Source organism: Deinococcus detaillensis (genome assembly GCF_007280555.1).
GTDB lineage: Bacteria > Deinococcota > Deinococci > Deinococcales > Deinococcaceae > Deinococcus > Deinococcus detaillensis.
The window spans coordinates 86,636-104,540 of sequence record NZ_VKDB01000006.1; the positions used below are offsets into that span (position 1 = coordinate 86,636).

Annotated in this window: 15 protein-coding genes; 9 read left to right on the top strand and 6 right to left on the bottom strand. The window is 60.3% G+C overall.

Translation table 11 applies throughout. The annotated features are described in order from the left end of the window. Positions 1–91 precede the first annotated feature (91 nt). From FNU79_RS08040 to FNU79_RS08075, 8 genes are all read left to right on the top strand, one after another. The gene (locus FNU79_RS08040; RefSeq protein WP_318636137.1) at positions 92–1,534 is read left to right on the top strand and encodes a gluconeogenesis factor YvcK family protein; all 1,443 of its coding nucleotides are present in this window, start codon (positions 92–94) and stop codon (positions 1,532–1,534) included. Positions 1,535–1,661: 127 nt separating this feature from the next. Further along, entirely contained in the window at positions 1,662–1,910 is a 249-nt protein-coding gene (locus FNU79_RS08045) for a hypothetical protein (RefSeq protein WP_143720354.1), read from the top strand. 201 nt (positions 1,911–2,111) lie between these two features. Continuing rightward, entirely contained in the window at positions 2,112–5,051 is a 2,940-nt protein-coding gene (gene topA, locus FNU79_RS08050) for a type I DNA topoisomerase (RefSeq protein ID WP_143720355.1), read from the top strand. A 4-nt stretch (positions 5,052–5,055) separates the two neighbouring features. Continuing rightward, entirely contained in the window at positions 5,056–5,355 is a 300-nt protein-coding gene (locus FNU79_RS08055; RefSeq protein ID WP_143720356.1) for a hypothetical protein, read from the top strand. 108 nt (positions 5,356–5,463) lie between these two features. After that, on the top strand, positions 5,464–6,480 hold the full coding sequence (locus FNU79_RS08060) for a MerR family transcriptional regulator (protein ID WP_143720357.1): 1,017 nt from the start codon (positions 5,464–5,466) through the stop codon (positions 6,478–6,480). Then, a complete protein-coding gene (locus tag FNU79_RS08065; RefSeq protein ID WP_225429954.1) occupies positions 6,480–7,118 on the top strand; it encodes a helix-turn-helix domain-containing protein in 639 nt (212 codons plus the stop codon). Before FNU79_RS08060 ends, FNU79_RS08065 begins: the two co-directional genes overlap by 1 nt. A gap of 86 nt (positions 7,119–7,204) precedes the next feature. Further along, entirely contained in the window at positions 7,205–8,155 is a 951-nt protein-coding gene (locus tag FNU79_RS08070; RefSeq protein WP_225429955.1) for a complex I NDUFA9 subunit family protein, read from the top strand. 9 nt (positions 8,156–8,164) lie between these two features. Continuing rightward, on the top strand, positions 8,165–9,010 hold the full coding sequence (locus tag FNU79_RS08075) for a phosphotransferase family protein (protein ID WP_143720358.1): 846 nt from the start codon (positions 8,165–8,167) through the stop codon (positions 9,008–9,010). A gap of 10 nt (positions 9,011–9,020) precedes the next feature. Here the strand turns inward: FNU79_RS08075 and FNU79_RS08080 are convergent, their stop codons facing one another. From FNU79_RS08080 to FNU79_RS08105, 6 genes are all read right to left on the bottom strand, one after another. Next, positions 9,021–10,127, bottom strand: a complete 1,107-nt coding sequence (locus FNU79_RS08080) for a DUF418 domain-containing protein (RefSeq protein ID WP_143720359.1) — start codon at positions 10,125–10,127, stop codon at positions 9,021–9,023. Between the two features lie 58 nt (positions 10,128–10,185). After that, on the bottom strand, positions 10,186–11,250 hold the full coding sequence (gene hemA, locus FNU79_RS08085; protein WP_225429956.1) for a glutamyl-tRNA reductase: 1,065 nt from the start codon (positions 11,248–11,250) through the stop codon (positions 10,186–10,188). Then, complete coding sequence (locus tag FNU79_RS08090; RefSeq protein WP_225429957.1) at positions 11,247–11,798, bottom strand: precorrin-2 dehydrogenase/sirohydrochlorin ferrochelatase family protein; 552 nt, start codon at positions 11,796–11,798, stop codon at positions 11,247–11,249. Before FNU79_RS08090 ends, hemA begins: the two co-directional genes overlap by 4 nt. A gap of 100 nt (positions 11,799–11,898) precedes the next feature. Continuing rightward, the gene (locus FNU79_RS08095) at positions 11,899–12,816 is read right to left on the bottom strand and encodes a restriction endonuclease (RefSeq protein ID WP_143720360.1); all 918 of its coding nucleotides are present in this window, start codon (positions 12,814–12,816) and stop codon (positions 11,899–11,901) included. A 69-nt stretch (positions 12,817–12,885) separates the two neighbouring features. Continuing rightward, the gene (gene ilvD, locus FNU79_RS08100) at positions 12,886–14,580 is read right to left on the bottom strand and encodes a dihydroxy-acid dehydratase (protein ID WP_143720361.1); all 1,695 of its coding nucleotides are present in this window, start codon (positions 14,578–14,580) and stop codon (positions 12,886–12,888) included. A gap of 31 nt (positions 14,581–14,611) precedes the next feature. Continuing rightward, positions 14,612–15,670 (bottom strand): glucose-1-phosphate thymidylyltransferase, encoded by a 1,059-nt coding sequence (locus tag FNU79_RS08105; RefSeq protein ID WP_143720362.1) that lies wholly within the window; start codon positions 15,668–15,670, stop codon positions 14,612–14,614. Between the two features lie 530 nt (positions 15,671–16,200). Between FNU79_RS08105 and FNU79_RS08110 the strand changes: the two genes are divergently transcribed. Then, entirely contained in the window at positions 16,201–17,850 is a 1,650-nt protein-coding gene (locus FNU79_RS08110; RefSeq protein ID WP_225429958.1) for a polysaccharide biosynthesis tyrosine autokinase, read from the top strand. The last annotated feature ends 55 nt before the right edge of the window (positions 17,851–17,905 follow it).

The window sequence follows — 17,905 nt, forward strand, 5'->3', positions numbered from 1 at the left end:
TTTCTTCCTCACTCGCTCGGCTCGGTAAAGCTTTACGAGGAGATGCTTAGTGGTGCAAAAATCGCAAAAGCCCTCAGTGCCCTTGCCCGGCTTGACCTCAAAAACCAATACCTTTAATCCGTCCCAATCTGCTCGCTGGGGCCGGGCGCTGAGCAATTTCAAGTCGGCCAACCACATGCGCCGTGCCAAGCGCTGGCTGATGCCGGGCATGGGCATCAAGCGTTGGTTTGCGCTGTTCGCCGTCTGCACCTTCATTGGCGCGTTGGGCTTTTTGCACTTCACTTGGACGGGGCCGCTGCATTTCGTGGCGACCCGCTGGATTTTGTGGCTCAATAATTTTACTGAGCCCGAAGTGCTGCCGCTGTGGGTCGTCGGCAGCGTGGTGATGGCGCTCTCACTGGCCGGCGCATTTACCGCCATTACCATGCTCAACCGCTCGCTGCTGCGCTCAGTGGGCACCGATCCCGGCGAAGCGGTCAACGTGATCTACTCGCGCACCACGCTGGCACGCGGCCCCAGAGTGGTGGCGGTGGGCGGCGGCACTGGCCTGTCCAACGTGCTGTCGGGTCTCAAGGCCTACTCATCTAATCTGACAGCGGTGGTCACGGTTTCCGATGACGGCGGCAGCAGCGGCCGGCTGCGCGAGGCGCTGGATATGATCGCTCCGGGCGATTTGACCGACTGCTACGCCGCGCTTTCCGACAGCCCGGTGCTCGCCCGCTTGCTGCTGCACCGCTTTGCGCGGGGAGAAGGCATCGAAGGGCACACCTTCGGCAATTTGCTGCTGGCGACCTTGTCTGAGGAGCAGGGCGGGCTGGGCGGCGCGATGCAAGAAATCCACGAGGTGCTCAACGTGCGCGGCGCAGTGTATCCGGCGACCACTCAGCCCGCCACGCTGATCGCCCGCCTCAAAAACGGTCAGGAAGTGCGCGGTGAAAGTCATCTGGCCGACTGGGGTGGGGGAGACGGCAGTGGAGTCAGCGCGGGCGCGGTGGGCATCGAGGAAGTGCGCCTTGAGCCGCCGAACTTGCCGACCCTCAGCGCCGTCACGCAGGCGATTGAGGGCGCTGAGCTGATCGTGTTGGGGCCGGGGAGTTTGTTTACTTCCATCATTCCGGCGCTGCTGGTACCGGGCATTCAAGCGGCCATCTGCGCTTCATCTGCGCCGCTGGTGTACGTGGCCAGCATCATGACCGAACCCGGTGAAACCGATGACCTGACCTTAGATGATCACCTGCGGATGATCGAGCGTCATCTGGGCCGCTTTCCCGATTTGGTGGTGGTCAACAACGAAGCGGTGCCCAGCACCGTGCAGGCCCGTTACCGCGAAACTGGAGCTGTCTTGATCGCGCCGCACAGCCAGGATGCCCGTGTCCGGTCAAGTCTGCGTCACAGCCCGATGCTGCTTTCTGGCCAGGCCCATCACGATCCGCACAAGCTGGCGCTGGTGTTGGTGGGCCTCCTCGGCAACGGACATTCCCGTTGGCACAGCTTTCAGGCAAACAGCCTTCAAGCAAGGAGCAAGCAGGGGTGAGGGTTTTTGTTCAAGGCGACCGTACTCCAGCGGCCTTGCCGCCGCCCGTTCGCAGCACCGTTTAAACAACCACTAAACAACCACAACCCACATCCAAGTTCCCGTACAAATGCGCTAACGTGCGGTCATGACATCTTCTCCCAGCCACGACGCCGAATACACCCGCAAGGTGGCGCTGGGCATTCTCAGCACGTTGCAGCACAAGGGCCTGATCAGTTCCGCTGAAGTGGACGCTATTTTGCGGGCCGCCATGCCCAAGCCGCCTGCGCCCTCGGCTCCACTGGAAGTGACGCCCGCTTCTCCGCCGCCCAAGTCTGACCCGACCCGCGTGCGCCGTGAGCCGTTGCCGCCGCCGGTCTTTGACATCGAGCTTTAATCCTGTCGATAAGCCGCTTGGCCCTGCCGAGCGGCCTTTTTCTTGGGACCGTAACTGTCTTCTTTGGTTTGGATGAGAAGCTGATAAGGTTGACTCCATGAGACAGGTGACCTTGCATTGTGGCGAACGTGTAATACAGTGCATCCCAAATGACACTGCTTTCCTTCACCTTGTTTCTCCCGCTGCCCTTGGATACCCCTCATGTCTAATACCCTGATCATCGTCGAAAGCCCCGCCAAAGCCAAAACCATTGCCAAATACCTCGGCAAGGGCTATACCGTCGAGTCGTCCATCGGCCATATCCGCGACCTCCCCAAAAGCGCCGCCGAGATTCCCGAAAAATACAAGGGTCAGGCTTGGGCGCGGCTGGGCCTTGATATCGAAGACGATTTCAGGCCGCTTTATATCGTCTCGCCGGACAAGCGGGCGCACGTGGCGTACCTGCGCAAACTCGCCCAGCAAGCCGACGAAGTGATTTTGGCCACCGACGATGACCGCGAGGGTGAGAGCATCGCCTGGCACCTCTACCAAGAACTCAAGCCCAAAGGCGTCGTCAAGCGGATGGTCTTTCACGAGATCACCAAAGCCGCCATTGAAGCTGCTATTGCCAACCCGCGTCAGATTGACAGCAACCTCGTGGAAGCCCAAGAAACCCGCCGCGCTCTCGACCGCCTTTACGGTTACGAAGTCAGCCCGGTGCTGTGGCGCAAAGTCGCTCCCAAGCTCTCGGCGGGGCGGGTGCAGAGTGTGGCGACCCGAATGCTGGTCGAGCGTGAGCGCGAGCGGATGCGTTTTGTGGAAAGCCAGTGGTGGGATATTGAAGTCGGCTGCGTCACCGCCGACGGCGAAGGCTTTCCGGCGCGGCTCCTCGAAGTCGGAGGCGTGCGGCTGGCTCAGGGGCGCGACTTTGACCCGCTCACCGGCAAACTCAAGCCGGACGCCCAAGTGCTGCGCCTTGACGAAGAGACGGCCCGCGCCTTGGCCGATTCGCTCAAGGAACAGGCCCTCAAAGTCCTGAGCGCCGAGGAAAAGCCGTTCAGTCAAAAGCCCTACGCGCCGTTTATCACCTCCACGCTCCAGCAAGAAGGCAGCCGCAAGCTGGGTTTCGGCGCTCAGCGCACCATGCGGGCGGCTCAGAAGCTCTATGAGGGCGGCTATATCACTTACATGCGAACCGACAGCACCACCCTCAGCGGCGAGGCGATCAGTGCCGCCCGCGCTCAGGTCAAAGCGCTTTACGGTGACGCTTACCTCCCGGCGCAGCCGCGCAGTTACACCAAAAAAGCCAAGAACGCCCAGGAAGCCCACGAAGCCATTCGCCCCGCCGGAACCGCTTTCCGCACGCCGGACAGCCTCAAGGCCGAACTCGGCAGCGACGAATGGAAGATGTATGACCTGATCTGGAAGCGCACGGTGGCCTCGCAGATGGCCGATGCACGCGGACGCCGGATGCAGGTGCGCCTGGGCGGTCAGACACAGGGTGGTCAGACGCAAGACGCCCGTGAAGTGCTGCTGAGCGCTTCGGGCCGCTCGATTGATTTCCCCGGCTTCCTGCGGGCCTACGTGGAAGGCCGCGACGACCCACAAGCGGCGCTCGAAGACCGCGAAACGATTTTGCCGCCGCTCAAAGAAGGCCAGCAAGTCACTGCCGCCGACCTGGTGCCGTCGGGCCACCAAACCCAGCCTCCAGCCCGTTACACCGAGGCCAGCTTGGTGCAGTCCCTGGAAGGCGCGGGCATTGGGCGGCCCAGCACCTACGCCAGCATCATCGGCACCATTCAAGATCGGGGTTACGCCGCCAAGAAGGGGCAAGCGCTGGTGCCGACTTGGACGGCTTTCGCCACCTCTGCTCTCCTTGAGCACCATTTCGGCACGCTGGTCGACTACGATTTCACCGCCAAGATGGAAGAAGACCTCGACGATATCGCGGGCGGGCGGCAGCAGCGCGGGCCTTATCTGCGCTCGTTCTTTTTGGGTGAAGGCGGCGGCATGGGGCTGCGCCCGCTGATCGAAACGCAGATGGAAACCATCGACCCGCGCAGCATTGCCACCATCGCCGTGCCGAAGCTGGAGGGCAGCGGCATCGAGGTGCGGGTGGGTAAGTACGGCCCTTATCTGACGCGGGGCGAAACCAAAGCCAACATCCCCGAAGACCTGACGCCCGACGACCTCGACATGGCCAAAGCGGAAGAACTGCTCAGCCGTCCCAGCGGAGATAGGATCATCGGGGAAGATCCCGGCACCGGGTTGGCAGTGGTCGCTAAAGCCGGACGCTTCGGGCCTTACGTACAAATTGGCGAGGAAAACCCACCGGTTCGCACCGCCAGCCTGTTTCCCAGCGACGATCTGGCCACGCTCGGTTTAGACAGAGCGCTGAAACTGCTGTCGCTGCCGCGCATGGTCGGCGTCTCGGAAGGCGAAGAAATCTGGGCGCATAACGGCAAATTTGGCCCCTACCTCAAGCGCGGCAACGATTCGCGCAGCTTGGCGATTCCCGAGCAGCTTTTTACCACCTCGATGATCGAAGCCGAGGCGCTGTTCATGCAGCCGCGCTTCAAGGGCGGGCGCGGCGCGTCGGCGGCTCCGCTGGCCAGCTTCGAATTCCCTGACCGAGCGCCGATTACCCTCAAAAGTGGGCGCTTCGGGCCGTATCTGACTGACGGCGAGCGCAACGCCACCTTGCGCAAGGGCGAGGATCAGAGCAGCCTGAACGCCGTGGACGCCCGCAACATCTTGGAAGAGCGCGGCAAAGAGCCGAAGAAAAAAGAAGCCAAGGGCAAGCGCACGGCGACCAAGGCATCTGGCAAAGTGCCTGGTAAAACAGCGGCCAAGCCTGCAACTAAGAAAGCGGCCCCTAAAAAGTCAGCCGCTAAAAAACCCGCCGCCAGCAAAACAGCCGCCAGTGCTGCGGCCAAACCCAAAACGCAGCCGCTGACGTGGGCGCAGCTTAGGCCCCACCTCAGCGTCCTAAGCGACCAGGAACGCGCCCTCGTGACGGCCACCCGTGAGCGCGGCGAGAAAGTGGAGGCGGTGGCTCCTGAGCTGGGGTTGGACGTGAAAAAGGCCAAAGGCATGGCCCTGCAAGCCAGCAAGAAACTCAACCAAGCCGCGCGGGAAAGCGGAGCGCCCACCGGAAGCTGAAGCGGTGCCAAGCCTGCCGCCGCACCCACCTGCCGCGCTCAATGTGCTGCGGCTGGCCAAAGTCACGCCGGACGTTGCCGTATGGCTGCCCGCGACCAACTTGCGGGCGCTGCACCTGACCCGGCCCACCTCTGGCGCGGCGGGCGGAGCGGTCATCTGCTCGGAAGGTGAGTTGCTGATCGACTTCGAAGGGGGCGCTTTCTTGCATCTGCGGCAGGGCGAAGCCTGCGCCCTGCCCAGTGCCCACCGCCTGCTGCCGGCACGCGGCACTTGCACGGTGCTCTTGGTCGCCCAAGGCACTTGAATAGAGCCTGACCGAGCGCTCCAAGCCTTTTTTTGAGCCTTAATTTTAATTTTAACCTGTCAATTGATACGGTTACAGCCGCATTTGGTGTGGCCTAATGACACGCAGATGACGTATTTGGCAGATTCCAGCGGGCTTTTTACCGCCAGCGAAGTGGAGGCGCAACTCGGCGTACCCGCGACCACTTTGCGTCAGTGGGAGCGCCGGTACGGCCTGCCGAATCCTGAGCGCAACGCCAGCGGGTACCGGCTCTACAGCAAGCGCGACGTGGCACTGATCGACTTCATTCGTCAGCGCATCGAAGAAGGTGTGCCCGCCAGCCGCGCCGCTGAGCTGGCCAGAGGGCAATTCGGCTTGTTAACCGACGCGCCTCAGCAGACCCCGTCTTACTCGCCAGCTGCCCAGTCCACACGGCCCGCTACTGGGCAGACCGATACCGAGCCGACCAGAACTGGGACAGCAGGATCTGAGCTGGCCGACGCTGATCCTGTCTCCGTCCAAAACTTGACGGCGGCGCTGCTGCGGGCCGATTTGAGCCGCGCTGAGGGGCTGCTCGCACAGGCGCAGGCCCAGCTCGGCACCGAGGGCCTGCTGATGAAGCTGATTCAACCGGCGCTGCTGGACATCGGTGAGCGCTGGGAGCGCGGCGAGATCACGGTGGCCCACGAGCATCAAGCCAGCGCTTTTCTCAGAACGCACATCACCAACTTGCTGAATGCGGCGGGTCACAGCCGCTTCGGGCCGAGCGTGGTGGCCGCCTGCGGGCCGCGTGAGCAGCACGAGTTGGGCCTACTGATGCTGTGCGTAATGCTGCGGCGCATGGGCGTGCAGGTGCACTATTTGGGAGCCAACACCCCGCTGGCCGATTTGGGCGTCTACGCCCGCAGCGTCGGAGCGCGGGCCATTTTGCTCAGTATCAACACCCATGAAGCGCTGCAAGAAGCTCTTGAGCAGCGCCACGACCTGAACTCCGGCCAAAAAGGGCAGGCCAGCGAGATTCCGGTGTTCGTGGGCGGTCACGTCATCAATGTCCACCCCAGCGCCGCCGCCGAATTGGGGCGCTGGGCGGGCAGTGACGGCCTGCAAGCCGCCCAAATGATCGTCGCCACCTTGGAGAGCCGCTGATGATAGAGCCGAACAGCCGCAGCGTAGCGGGCAAAGTGGGAATGCGCTACGCCAGAAGCACCTACATCTTCCGGCAATATGACCCGGTGATGGGCCTTTACCGCGTCGAAACAGGGCTCATTCGGCTGGGCCAAGTCACCTCGCGGGGCCGCTTACTGACCCTGCGTTTGGTGCAACCCGGCGATTATTTTGGCGAAGACGCTCTGCACGCCGCCGTCTACGGCCACCACGCCGAGGCCCTGACCAACTCGGCAGTGGTGGGCATCGATCCGGTGCAGTTATCCGAGACGGCTCTGCTCGACCTGGCCCGCAGCTTGGGCAGTCAGCTGGGGCGGGTGCTGGATCATGAAGTCAATTTGCAGTCCGGCGACCTCAAATCGCGGGTGGTGCGCTACCTTCTGCACCTCGCCGATACGCCGCTGGGCGCGGAAGACCCCGAAAACCGCTTGTATGTGCGGGCCACCCACGAACTGCTCGCCGAGGGCAGCGGCAGCACCCGCGAATCGGTCAGCAAAGCGATTACCGAGCTGCGGGCAGCGGGCCTGATCGCCACCGGCTACCGCCACATCACGCTGACGGATTTGGCGGGTCTGAGGGCGCTGCTGGCGGGCGCTCTCCAGCCTCAGCTCAAAGGCTGACAGTGCCGAAGGTAAATGAACGCCCCAATGTAAAGGAAGCGCAGAGTAGCTAGCCTAAAGCAAAAGAACGCCGAGGAGACTTCACTGTGATTCAATCTGATTTCGTTCAGTCTAATAAAACGCAGCGCATCTTGGTGACGGGAGCCACCGGCTTTGTCGGCAAAGCGGTGGTCACGGAGCTGCTCAAAAGGGGCTACACGGTGTTTGCCGGGTCGCGTGAGGGCAAAGGGCTGTCCGGCGCGGCAGGGGTCAAAGCCGATGTGACCAACCGCGAGGGAATGCTGACGGCAGTCGGTGACGTGCAGCCCAGCGCGGTGATTCATCTGGTGGGGATCATCGCCGAAAAAGGCGACCAGACGTTTGGCAGGGTGCATGTGGAAGGCACCCGCAACGTCCTCGCTGCTCTGCCTACTGGAGCACGGTACGTGCACATGAGCGCTCTGGGCGCAGATCCCGCCAGCAAAAGCGGCTACAGCTCCACCAAGGGTCAGGCCGAGCAACTGGTCAGAACCAGCGGCGCGGCTTACACCATCTTCGAGCCGTCGCTCATCTTCGGCCCCGGCGACGATTTCTTTGGGCGCGTTCTGAAGAACTTGGTGTCTCAGGCACCGATTGTGCCGCAGATTGGTGACGGGCATTTTCCCTTCCGCCCCGTCAGCATTCAGGACGTGGCCGCCGCTTTCGCGGGCGCACTCGAGCGGCCTGCAACGGTGGGGCAAACCTACCAACTCACCGGCCCGGTGCAGTACAGCTTCCGCGAGCTGCTGCAACTCGAACTGGGAGCGCTGGGGAAAAGCAAACCGGTGGTGCCGGTGCCGCTGCCGCTGATGAATCTGGCGGTGCCGCTGATGAACTTGTTGCCCAACCCGCCGATCACCAAAGACCAGTACGCCATGCTGCTGGAAGGCAGCACCGCCGACCCCGAACCGGCCCGCCGCGCTTTTGATTTGCCGATGCTGAATCTGGAAGAAGAGTTGCCCAAGTTGCTGGGGAAGTCGGCAGCTGACAGTAAGAAAGCGGAGAAATCCAGCGCCTGAAGGTAGAGCGTGAGCCTCGGAGCTGCGCGGGAGCTTTGCCGACAACTGAACCTCAAAGACGAACCCGCTTTTCTGGCGGCGGGCGCGACTTGCCGGGTTTACCGAGTGGGCGAGGCGGCGCTGCGGATAGGGAAGGGCCGTTTCACGGTGGACGCCGAACTGCGCCGCGCTTTGCTGGCCTCCGGCGTTCCTGTTGCTGCGCCTTTGGTGTTGGGCGGGGGCTGGAGCCTCGACACGTTCCTCAAGGGCGAGTCTACGCTGCGCATTGGCGAAGCCCAAGCCGAGCAGATCGGCGCAGCGGTGTCGGTTTTGCATTCGCTTCCGGTATTGGGCTGGGGCCTGCTAAGCGATCAGTCGGGGCCATTCGTGGGCCAAGCGGAGAACTTGCTGAGCGGCGTCCAGACCCGCCTGCAAGACGCTTGGCCGTTTGGAAGCACGCCTCTCGAACACCATCTGCTGATCCGCTTTGCTCCCGATCTGCTGCCGCGACTGCGCCCACTGAAAGCTGCGATTCTGGCGCTGGCCGACCTCGCGCCCGTCATCAATCACAGCGACCTTCACCGCGAACAGTTTTTGTTTGAAGACGGGCAGCTCACCGGCTGGCTCGATTTCGGCGACGCTGTGGCGGGGCCGCCGGGCTGGGACGCGGCCTCGTTCGCTTATTTTTGGGGATGGAAGCGGCTTCCCGCGTTTTTAGAAGGCTACAGTTCATCTGCGCTCATTCAGTCTCAGCTTGCCGCCCAGGCCCGCTTGATGGCCGTGCCGCTGGCATTCCATAGGGCCAGCTGCCTGGCCTTCCAATCTCAGCGTTTGATGCGGGCAACGGCCTTCGTGCGCTCAGCGCTGGGCGATTAGAGGCAGGCGGTCAGCGTCCGTACACCAACTTTCTGACCAGCCATTCCAGTGGCCCACTTTGAAAGCGCCTGAGGTAGAGATTAGACAGCCCGACTTGCAAGAGGCCTAGGCCCAGCGCCAGCACTAAAGCGGGTAGCGCTCCCCACTGGCGGTAGAGGCCCGCGCCATACGGATAAAACAAACTGGTCATGATCAGCGACTGGGCAATGTAATTGCTCATGGCCAACCTGCCGGACGCGCCAAAGGCTGTGAGCCAGCCGAGTTTGCCTGAAGCGCTCAACAAACCCAGTCCGCCGATGTACGCTAGGGCCAGCGCCAAGCCGCCCGTCAGGCGCACCAAAATGCCCCAGTAGTCGGCGCTGTAGCTGGCTTGGGTATTCAAATAGGCCAGCAGAGCGCTCAGCGGCAAGCCCACCACTGCGCCGCCGAAGAGCATCAGCCGCAGCGTGGAGCGGTGCTGCTCCGGCCACCACAGTACGCCACTGCGGTACAGTGCTCCGCCGAAGCAGAAGAGTGCCAGCAACCAAAACCCGTCGAAGCTGATCACCGAGACGATACTGGGCAGCGCTTCGTGACCGCGCTCCTGCACGATTTGGGCATAAGTTTGCCCCGTCTGCACGGTGTCGGGAATGCTCCGCAGGCCATTCGGGACGCTGAGCGCTTGTAGTGTGAAGGGGAGTGCCCAGAGGCCGCCAGAGAACACGCCCACCCACACCAGCAATTTGGGCCGCGCCGTTTCCAGCAAAATCAGGGCCACGCCCACCAAAGCGTAATTGGCAATGATATCGCCGTGCCACACCAAGACGTAATGCAGCGCCCCGGCGGCCAGTAGCACCGCCAAGCGTCTCAGCAGCAAACCGCGCCCGCCGCGTTCCAAAAAAGTAAAGGCCCCCGCGCCAAACAGCATGGCAAACACGCTGATGAATTTGCCATTGAAGAACAGATCAATCACGACTTGGGCGGCCCGGTCTGCGCCGCTTTGCTGCCACTCGGCGTAGCCCGCGAAGTCTTGGGCGTTGACGCACAAAATGCCCAGCAGCGCCAGGCCGCGCAGCACGTCCGGTAGCGGGGCGCGGGCGCTTGGGCGAGTGGCGGCGGGCGGGTCAGGCGAAAGCATGGCTCAGCCTACGGGAAAGCGGGGCGGGGCAGAGCAAGTGAAAAGGCGGAGAAAAAGTTCAATCACAGGCCGACAGCAAGTTGGGCCGCGTTTCCAAACCGCGCCGGGTTCTGAAGTTTTGCCAGCGCAGCAGTTCGCTGACCTGAGCGCTGATGATCTCTTCAGCTTGGGGCAAGGCTCCTCGCCGCCAAGCCAAGTTGCGGCTGACCACGCTCTCCAAATCGTCCAAATTGTAGAGGTGCGCTCCCTTGACCGTATCAATATCGGGATTGAGAATGCGCGGCACGCTGATGTCGATCAGCATCATCGGTCGCTCTGGGCGGCCCTCCAGAGCACTCTCTACCCCAGACGCGCCCAGCACGTAATGCGGCGCGGCGCTGCTGGCGATCACCACGTCGGCTTCCGGCAAAGCTTGATGCAAGTAGTCGGCGGCGCAGACACGGCCCCCCAACTTGTCGGCCAGTTGGCGGGCGCGGGCCTCGGTGCGGTTGACCACGATGATGTCGGATACGCCCGCCGCTTTAAGATGGATCAGGGTCAGCTCGGCCGTTTCGCCCGCGCCGAGAATCAGAGCGGTGCGGCCCGCCAGGTTGCCCAGCCGCTGTTTGGCGAGGTCAACGGCGGCGCTCGACACGCTCACCACGTTATCGGCCAGCCCCGTTTCAAAGCGCACTTTCTTGCCCGCGCTCAACGCTCCCTGCGCGGCCTTGTTGAGCAGCGCTGCCGTATCGCCCGCCTCGGAAGCGGCCTGCCACGCCCGCTTGACTTGCCCCTGAATTTGAGTTTCGCCGATCACCAAGCTGTCCAGGCCCGCTGCAACCCGGTAGAGGTGTAGGGCAGCGGCCTCACCCTCATAAAGGTAGAGATGCTCGCGCAAAAAGTGGCCCCACGCGCCCTCGAAAGCGGATAAAGGATCGCCGTCAATGCCTGCCAGGTAAACTTCAGTGCGGTTGCAGGTGGAAAGCAGCATCACTTCCTGGGCGTGCAGACGCAGGTGGGCCAGCAAAGCTTCCCGCTCGTCCTCGCGCACGGCGGCCCGCTCGCGAACTTCAATCGGCGCGGTGGTGTGGTTGAGGCCCACGACAGCCAAATCCAGTGCCGGAAGGCTCAGCACGCGGCTCACAAACCCACCGCCGTGCGAATTTGAGCGCGGAGATCACGGATGGCCACCTGTTTGGCCTCGCCACTCAGCAGCAAAGCCGCGTCACGCTGGCTTGTCCAAGTGGGAATGGGCAACTCGGCAGGCAAACACAGTGCCACCTTTTCGCGCAGAGCTTGGGCCAGCATCGGCAGTTCGGCTCCGGTGCTGATGCTGACGCTGACGCCGCCGCGCTCCAGCACCGCCGGAAAGCGCAGATTGCCCGCCTCGGCCCGCCCCGCGTGGTTGATGAGCAAACCTGCGGCTCTGGCCAAACGGGTCACTTCATCATTCACGTCGGCGTTGCCTGTGCAGGCCACCACCAAACGCACCCCAATCAGATCGCCTAGCTCAAAGGGGCGCTGGATGATTTCAATGTTGAGGGCTGCCAGTTCCGGCAGAAGTTCAGGAGCGACAACCCGTACCGTTAGGCCAGCCGTCAGCAGCGTAGCGGCGCGGCGCAGGGCCACTGTTCCGCCGCCGACCAGCAGCGCTGTTTCACCTTCGAGATCGAGCATAGCGGCCAAATTCACTGGGGCAGTATAAGCCTCGGTACAGGGCGCAACGTCCCCGACCGAACGGTAGGAAACCCGCGCTGCAACGCAATTTTTGCCGATCCGCAACGCAGCTTCTTTAGATGCCCTCAAAGAAATCGCTGTCTACTTTTTTGATCTGGTAAGTGGTGCGGGTGATCACGCCCACGCCGTACTGGATCATCAACTCGGCCAGCGTTTCGCCGTCAATCAAGATGATGTTGCCGATCTGGCGGGCGGTGTCGTTGGCGCTGGGACTGAAGCCAGCGGTGGTGATCAGCACGCCTTTTGAGGCTTTGTGGTAGGTCAGGCTGTCGGAAAAGTTGCGAACTTCCTGACTGCCCACGTTGCTGGCCCACTGCTTGGCCTGAATATAAACTTTGTCTAAGCCGAGCGGGTCTTGCTTGACCACGCCGTCAATGCCGTTGTCACCGCTGCGGCCCAGCGCCTGACCCGCGTCGCGCACGCTGCCGCCGTAGCCCATCGCCACCAGGAGTTGCACCACCAAAATTTCAAATTGTTGCGGTGTCAGGGCGCGGACTTGGCTGAGGAGTTCGTCGGCAAGGGCGGCGCTGAGTTCGGTGTAGAGCTGGTCAAGCTGTTCTTCGGGGGAGACGTCAATGGATTCAACTGCGCTCAAACTTGGCCCGGCTTGAGTGTCCTGCTTCCCGCGTCCAGCGACTTTAAAAGCTTGAAACTCTGGATAGACTTTCAGGTCATTTTGGACGATGCGGCCTGAGACACGTTCCAACAGCTCACGGCCACGCGCTGTGATTTGCACATTGCCGCGCCCCACCGTTTGCACCACTTGCGCTTTGCTGAGGTAAGTTTTGGCCCAGCCAACACGATTGGCAAACGTGGTTTGCCTGCCACTCGGCAAGAGTTCTTCAAGCTCCCTCTGGGTCAACTGGAAATGCGCCACCAACTTCGCGGTCACCGCTTGCATAGTCTGAACTTGGCCGTCTTGCAGGGCTTCTAGCAGGGGACGCATCAGGGTTTGATAATCGAGAACGGCCATGTCTCAGTTTAGCCCAAATTAAAAGGCCGCCCACTCTTCGGCAGACGGCCCCAATTCAATTTCTGACGCTCAGTCCGTATACGCTCCCACTGCCGCGCTGCTCACCAATTTGGCGTACTTGGCCAGCACCCCGCGCTTATACCTCGGCTCCGGCTGCACCCATGCTTGGCGGCGGCGCTCGATCTCGGCTTCGTCTACGTGCAAAGTCAGCTGGCAGGTTTCGGCGTTCAGCTCGATGGTGTCGCCTTCCTGTACCAAAGCAATCGGCCCGCCCACATACGCTTCCGGCGCGACGTGGCCGACGACCAGCCCAAAAGTGCCACCTGAAAACCTGCCGTCGGTGATCAGGCCCACGCTGTCGCCGAGGCCCTTGCCAATGATGGCCGAAGTGGGCGAGAGCATTTCCCGCATCCCCGGCCCGCCTTTCGGCCCCTCGTAGCGAATCACCAGCACGTCACCAGCTTTGATCTGGTCTGACATAATGGCGTGCATAGATTCTTCTTCCGATTCGAACACGCGGGCCGGGCCAGTAATTTTGATGGATTTTAGGCCGCTGATTTTGGCCACCGAGCCTTCCGGCGCGAGGTTGCCGCGCAAAATGGCGAGGTGTCCCTGCGCGTACAGCGGTTGATCGTAAGGCCGAATGACGTCTTGCCCGGCGTCGGGAGTGTCCTGCTCGTCGGCCAAGTTCTCGGCGATGGTCTTGCCCGTCACGGTCAGGCACTCGCCGTGCAAGAGGCCCACCTTCAGCAGCATTTTCATGACTCTGGGAATGCCGCCGACTTCGTGCAAATCGGTGGCGACATAGTTCCCGCTAGGCTTGAGATCGCAGAAGACCGGCGTGGCCTCACGGATGCGCTCGAAGTCTTCCAGCGTCAAATCAACGTCGCAGGCGTGGGCAATCGCCATCAGGTGCAGCACGGCATTGGTCGAGCCGCCGACGGCCATGATGACCGTGATGGCATTTTCAAAAGCCTTCTTGGTTAGGATGTCCAGCGGGCGGACGTTGTGCTCAATGAGTTTGAGCAGGGCGCGGGCGCTGTCGGCGCTGGAGGTGGCTTTCTCAGCGTCCACCGCGCTCATGGTGCTGGAAAACGGCAAGCTCATGCCCATCGCTTCGAAGGCGCTACTCATGGTGTTGGCGGTGTACATGCCGCCGCAAGAGCCGTTGCCCGGACAAGCGCGGCGCTCGATTTCGTTGAAGTCTTCGCGGCTCATTTTGCCTGCGCCAAGTGCTCCCACCGCTTCGAACACGCTGACGATGGTCAGGTCTTTTCCGGCGTAGTGGCCGGGTTTGGTGGTGCCGCCATACACAAAAATAGCCGGGATGTTCAAACGGGCAATCCCGATCATTGCCCCCGGCATATTTTTGTCGCAGCCGCCCACCACGATCACGCCGTCGTGTGACTGGCCCCGTGAAACGGTTTCGATGCTGTCGGCGATCACCTCACGGCTTACCAAGCTGCACTTCATTCCCTCGGTGCCCATGCTGATGCCGTCAGACACCGTGATGGTGCCGTAAACCTGCGGCATCCCGCCGCCTTCACGAATGGCGTCGGTGATGTGGCCAGCCAGCTCGCCGAGGCCGTTGTTGCAGGGCGTGATGTTGCTCTGGGCGTGCGCCACCCCAATGATCGGCTTTTCAAAGTCGCCGTCTTGAAAACCCACCGCCCGCATCATGGCGCGGTTGGGGGCGCGTTCGTCGCCCTGAGTGACGTGGTAGGAATTCCAGTTGAGCTTGGTCTTTTGAGCGGTATCGGTCATCACTCAGTTTAACCCTTCTGGCCGCCCGACTTTAAGTCAGCTCCACTTCGCTGGCATCCGATAAGGTCAGTTTGAGGGTACGCGGGATGCGCCGCCCCCCTCTGACGATGGCTCGCAGCCCGATCAAGCAGTCTTGCAAGCGGATCTCCACATTTTCGATTCTGACAAACGACTCGATGACGCTGTGCTCGATCTCAGCGTTGCGAATCATGCTGCCCTGCCCGATGCTGGTAAACGGCCCCACATAAGCGTCTTCAATGATGACGTCTTCACCGAGCAAGACCGGGCCGACAATCTTGCTGTTGATGACTTTTGCCGAAGCCGGAATTTGTACCCGCCCACTAATCCGCGAATTGACCACTTCCCCTTCGACGCGGGCCTCGATCCGCTCCAGCAGCAAGCGGTTGGCGTCGAGCAGATCGATTGGTTTGCCGGTATCTTTCCACCAGCCCTGCACGCGCTGGCCCAGCACAGTGTCGCCCTCAGTAATTAAACGCTGAATCGCGTCAGTAATCTCGTACTCACCGCGTGCTGAAGGTGGTAAACCGTCAAGCGCTTCGAAGATTCGGCTGGAGAAAAAGTAAGCGCCTGCCACCGCCAAGTTGCTGACGAGCGTTTTGGGTTTCTCAATCAGCTCGACGATGCGCTGCCCTTCTAGACGGGCCACTCCAAAAGCGCTGGGATCAGCCACTTCGACCAATGCGATGAGGGCGGCGGGACGTTCACGCTCAAATTGCTGGGCAAAACTGCTGATGCCGAATTCAAACAAGTTGTCGCCCAAGTAGACGCACACGTCCTCACCTGCGGCCCACTCCCGCGCCATTGCAACGGCGTGGCCCAGCCCGAGCTGCTGGTGTTGATCAATCAAGGCGATACGCACTCCACTCACGGCACTGAGCGTGTACTCGATTTCGGTACGCGTCAGATCGGAGACAATGATGGCGATATCGTCGATTCCGGCTGCTTGTAGCGTCTCAATAGCGTGGATGATGATCGGTTTCCCCGCGACCTTGAGAACAGGTTTAGGTCGTGTGAAGGTGAGGGGCCTGAGGCGGGTGCCCAAACCAGCGGCGGGAATAATGCCTTTCATGTGAGATACAGTTTAACGTATGAAGGTGTTCTAGGCGTTTCAGCCCTCTGAAGAGCTCCTTTAATGAAGGAGGCGCAGCCAGATGGAAAAAATTAATCCAAGCAATGCCTGCGACTTCGGTTAGGTGACTCAATTTCCTTTCTGTTTGAACCTGATCAATAAATGAGAAATTGACTCTTGCCCTTCCCAAATCATGAGTGGTCTACTCTTGGGAGCATGATAAGGTGTGCTGGATTTTGCGGTATCTCAAGGGAGTTAATGTTCGATGAAAATTCACTCGTTTCTCATGAAAAGCACTGACCAGCTTAAGCTGTTCGTTCAGCCACTTGGTTTGGGCTCACGGTGACCATTGAAGATGGCGCTCTGCCTCTTTTCATTCCAGTCGTCTTGGCGGGTGGCAGCAGTGAGCGCTTCTGGCTGTCGTCACGCAAAAGTAGCAAAGTGACCTCGGTGGCCCGTAAAGACAGTACCCAGGATATCAAAAAAGTGATACGACAGATTAAAGCCCATCCCGAATTGGAGTGTTCCGTGTGAGTGACCGGTATAGAGAAAACCAACCCCTCGACACTGTTGAGAACGAAATTGAACTCGGCGTTTTATGGCGCGGTATTCGCCGCCGCTTGCCGATCATTCTCGCGCTGACTTTCCTTATCGGTCTTCTTACCTACTTTTGGTCACGGAGCCAGCCCCGCGTGTATGAAGCTTCATCAAGCCTGATTACCGTTCGGCCTGCTGACGGTGTAGTGGGAGCCACTTTGCTGCCAGCATCACCTTTACCAGTTGGAGCGCTTGACGAAGCATTACGGGGCTCAACGGTGGTTGGAAGTGTGATCAGCGCTCTCAATAGTAGCCAGCTTGCACTGACCACGAAAAAAGAGTTGGTCAAAGCATTGCAGTTCGAATTGCAGAGCAGCAAAATTTCAACGATTGGTCTGACTTCTCAACTCGATCAAGGTGGCAACGGTGTCTATACCATCACTGGTCAGGCTCCTAGCGCCCAATCCGCTCGGGTGCTGACAAACTTGACCACCCAAGCGCTGCTGAATTGGGATGAGAACCGTGCACTTTTGTCGGTACAACGTGCCCTCAAAGTGCAGCGTTCTCAGTTGGCTGAAATTGACCAGCAACTCAACGCAGCAGGTTTGCCTGATCTAGAAAGGCAGACGCTCATCACGACGCGTGCACTCACGCAGCGCAACTTGGCGCAGACCAGTATCTTGGCACAGGCCACAACTGGCTCGCTTTCGCTAGTTTCACCTGCCATCGAACCTCTTAATCCAATTGCGCCCAAGCCGACGCGTAATGCCATTTTGGCCAGTCTTCTAACGCTGTTGTTGGGTTTAGGGATTGCGGCGCTGCTGACCGTCACAGACCGAACTATTCGCAGCGAAGAGGATTTGCTAACGTTTGGTTTACCGACTTTAGGCATGATTCCCCGACTTCGGAAGCGCGATATTGTGTTGATGGGAATTGTTCGGGCTGCCAGACAAGCTGGGCTTTATGAGGCGATTGGCTTTCTGCGGGTCAATCTACTGTCAAATATGGATACTCACCAAGGCAAATGCATTATGGTGTCGTCCACGGCACCTGGGGAAGGAAAGAGCAGTTTGACAGCCACCCTCGCAGATGGAATGGCCTCGTCAGGTCAGCGGGTACTCATCATTGATGCGGATTTGAGACGCGGGACCCAGCAAGACGTTTGGAATAAATACCAACGTCAGCATGAGTGGCAGCAGTTGGTTGGTGAAGGTGGGGCACGCAATCTGCAAGAAGCACTGCGTGATCCGGAAAATGTACAAGTCATCGAAGCTGAGCCGAATGTGTATTTGCTTCCGGCTGGTCCTGGCCTACATGACAGTTTGACTTTGCTCAACCGCAGCGATCTGGGTGAAATTTTCAAGCGTTGGGGAGAAAATTACAGTATCGTTCTGATTGATAGTCCTCCATTACTAGCCCTTGCGGACGGTTTGGTATTAGGTAGACACGTTGATGGAGTTATCCTTGTTACTGAAGCTGGACAAACTACATTGCAAGCGGTAAAACAGGTGATGCGCCGTACTAAAGAAGCAAAAGTACCGATGATGGGCTTCGTTCTAAACAAAATGACTCAATCGAGCCGTGAGGGTTACGGTTATGGTCAGAACTACAGTTACGCTACTCGCGTTACTGAGGGAAGCTGAAGATGGGTCTGCATACACCTAGTGCGCCAGCCGTTCGGACGGCTAGTCGTGGCGT

Excerpts from the sequence above, each read along its gene's own strand:
- FNU79_RS08060 (WP_143720357.1), top strand. The coding sequence starts at position 5,464 with ATGACGTATTTGGCAGATTCCAGCGGGCTTTTTACCGCCAGCGAAGTG.
- ilvD (WP_143720361.1), bottom strand. The coding sequence starts at position 14,580 with ATGACCGATACCGCTCAAAAGACCAAGCTCAACTGGAATTCCTACCAC.
- topA (WP_143720355.1), top strand. The coding sequence starts at position 2,112 with ATGTCTAATACCCTGATCATCGTCGAAAGCCCCGCCAAAGCCAAAACC.
- FNU79_RS08080 (WP_143720359.1), bottom strand. The coding sequence starts at position 10,127 with ATGCTTTCGCCTGACCCGCCCGCCGCCACTCGCCCAAGCGCCCGCGCC.
- FNU79_RS08105 (WP_143720362.1), bottom strand. The coding sequence starts at position 15,670 with ATGAAAGGCATTATTCCCGCCGCTGGTTTGGGCACCCGCCTCAGGCCC.
- FNU79_RS08065 (WP_225429954.1), top strand. The coding sequence starts at position 6,480 with ATGATAGAGCCGAACAGCCGCAGCGTAGCGGGCAAAGTGGGAATGCGC.
- FNU79_RS08045 (WP_143720354.1), top strand. The coding sequence starts at position 1,662 with ATGACATCTTCTCCCAGCCACGACGCCGAATACACCCGCAAGGTGGCG.
- FNU79_RS08095 (WP_143720360.1), bottom strand. The coding sequence starts at position 12,816 with ATGGCCGTTCTCGATTATCAAACCCTGATGCGTCCCCTGCTAGAAGCC.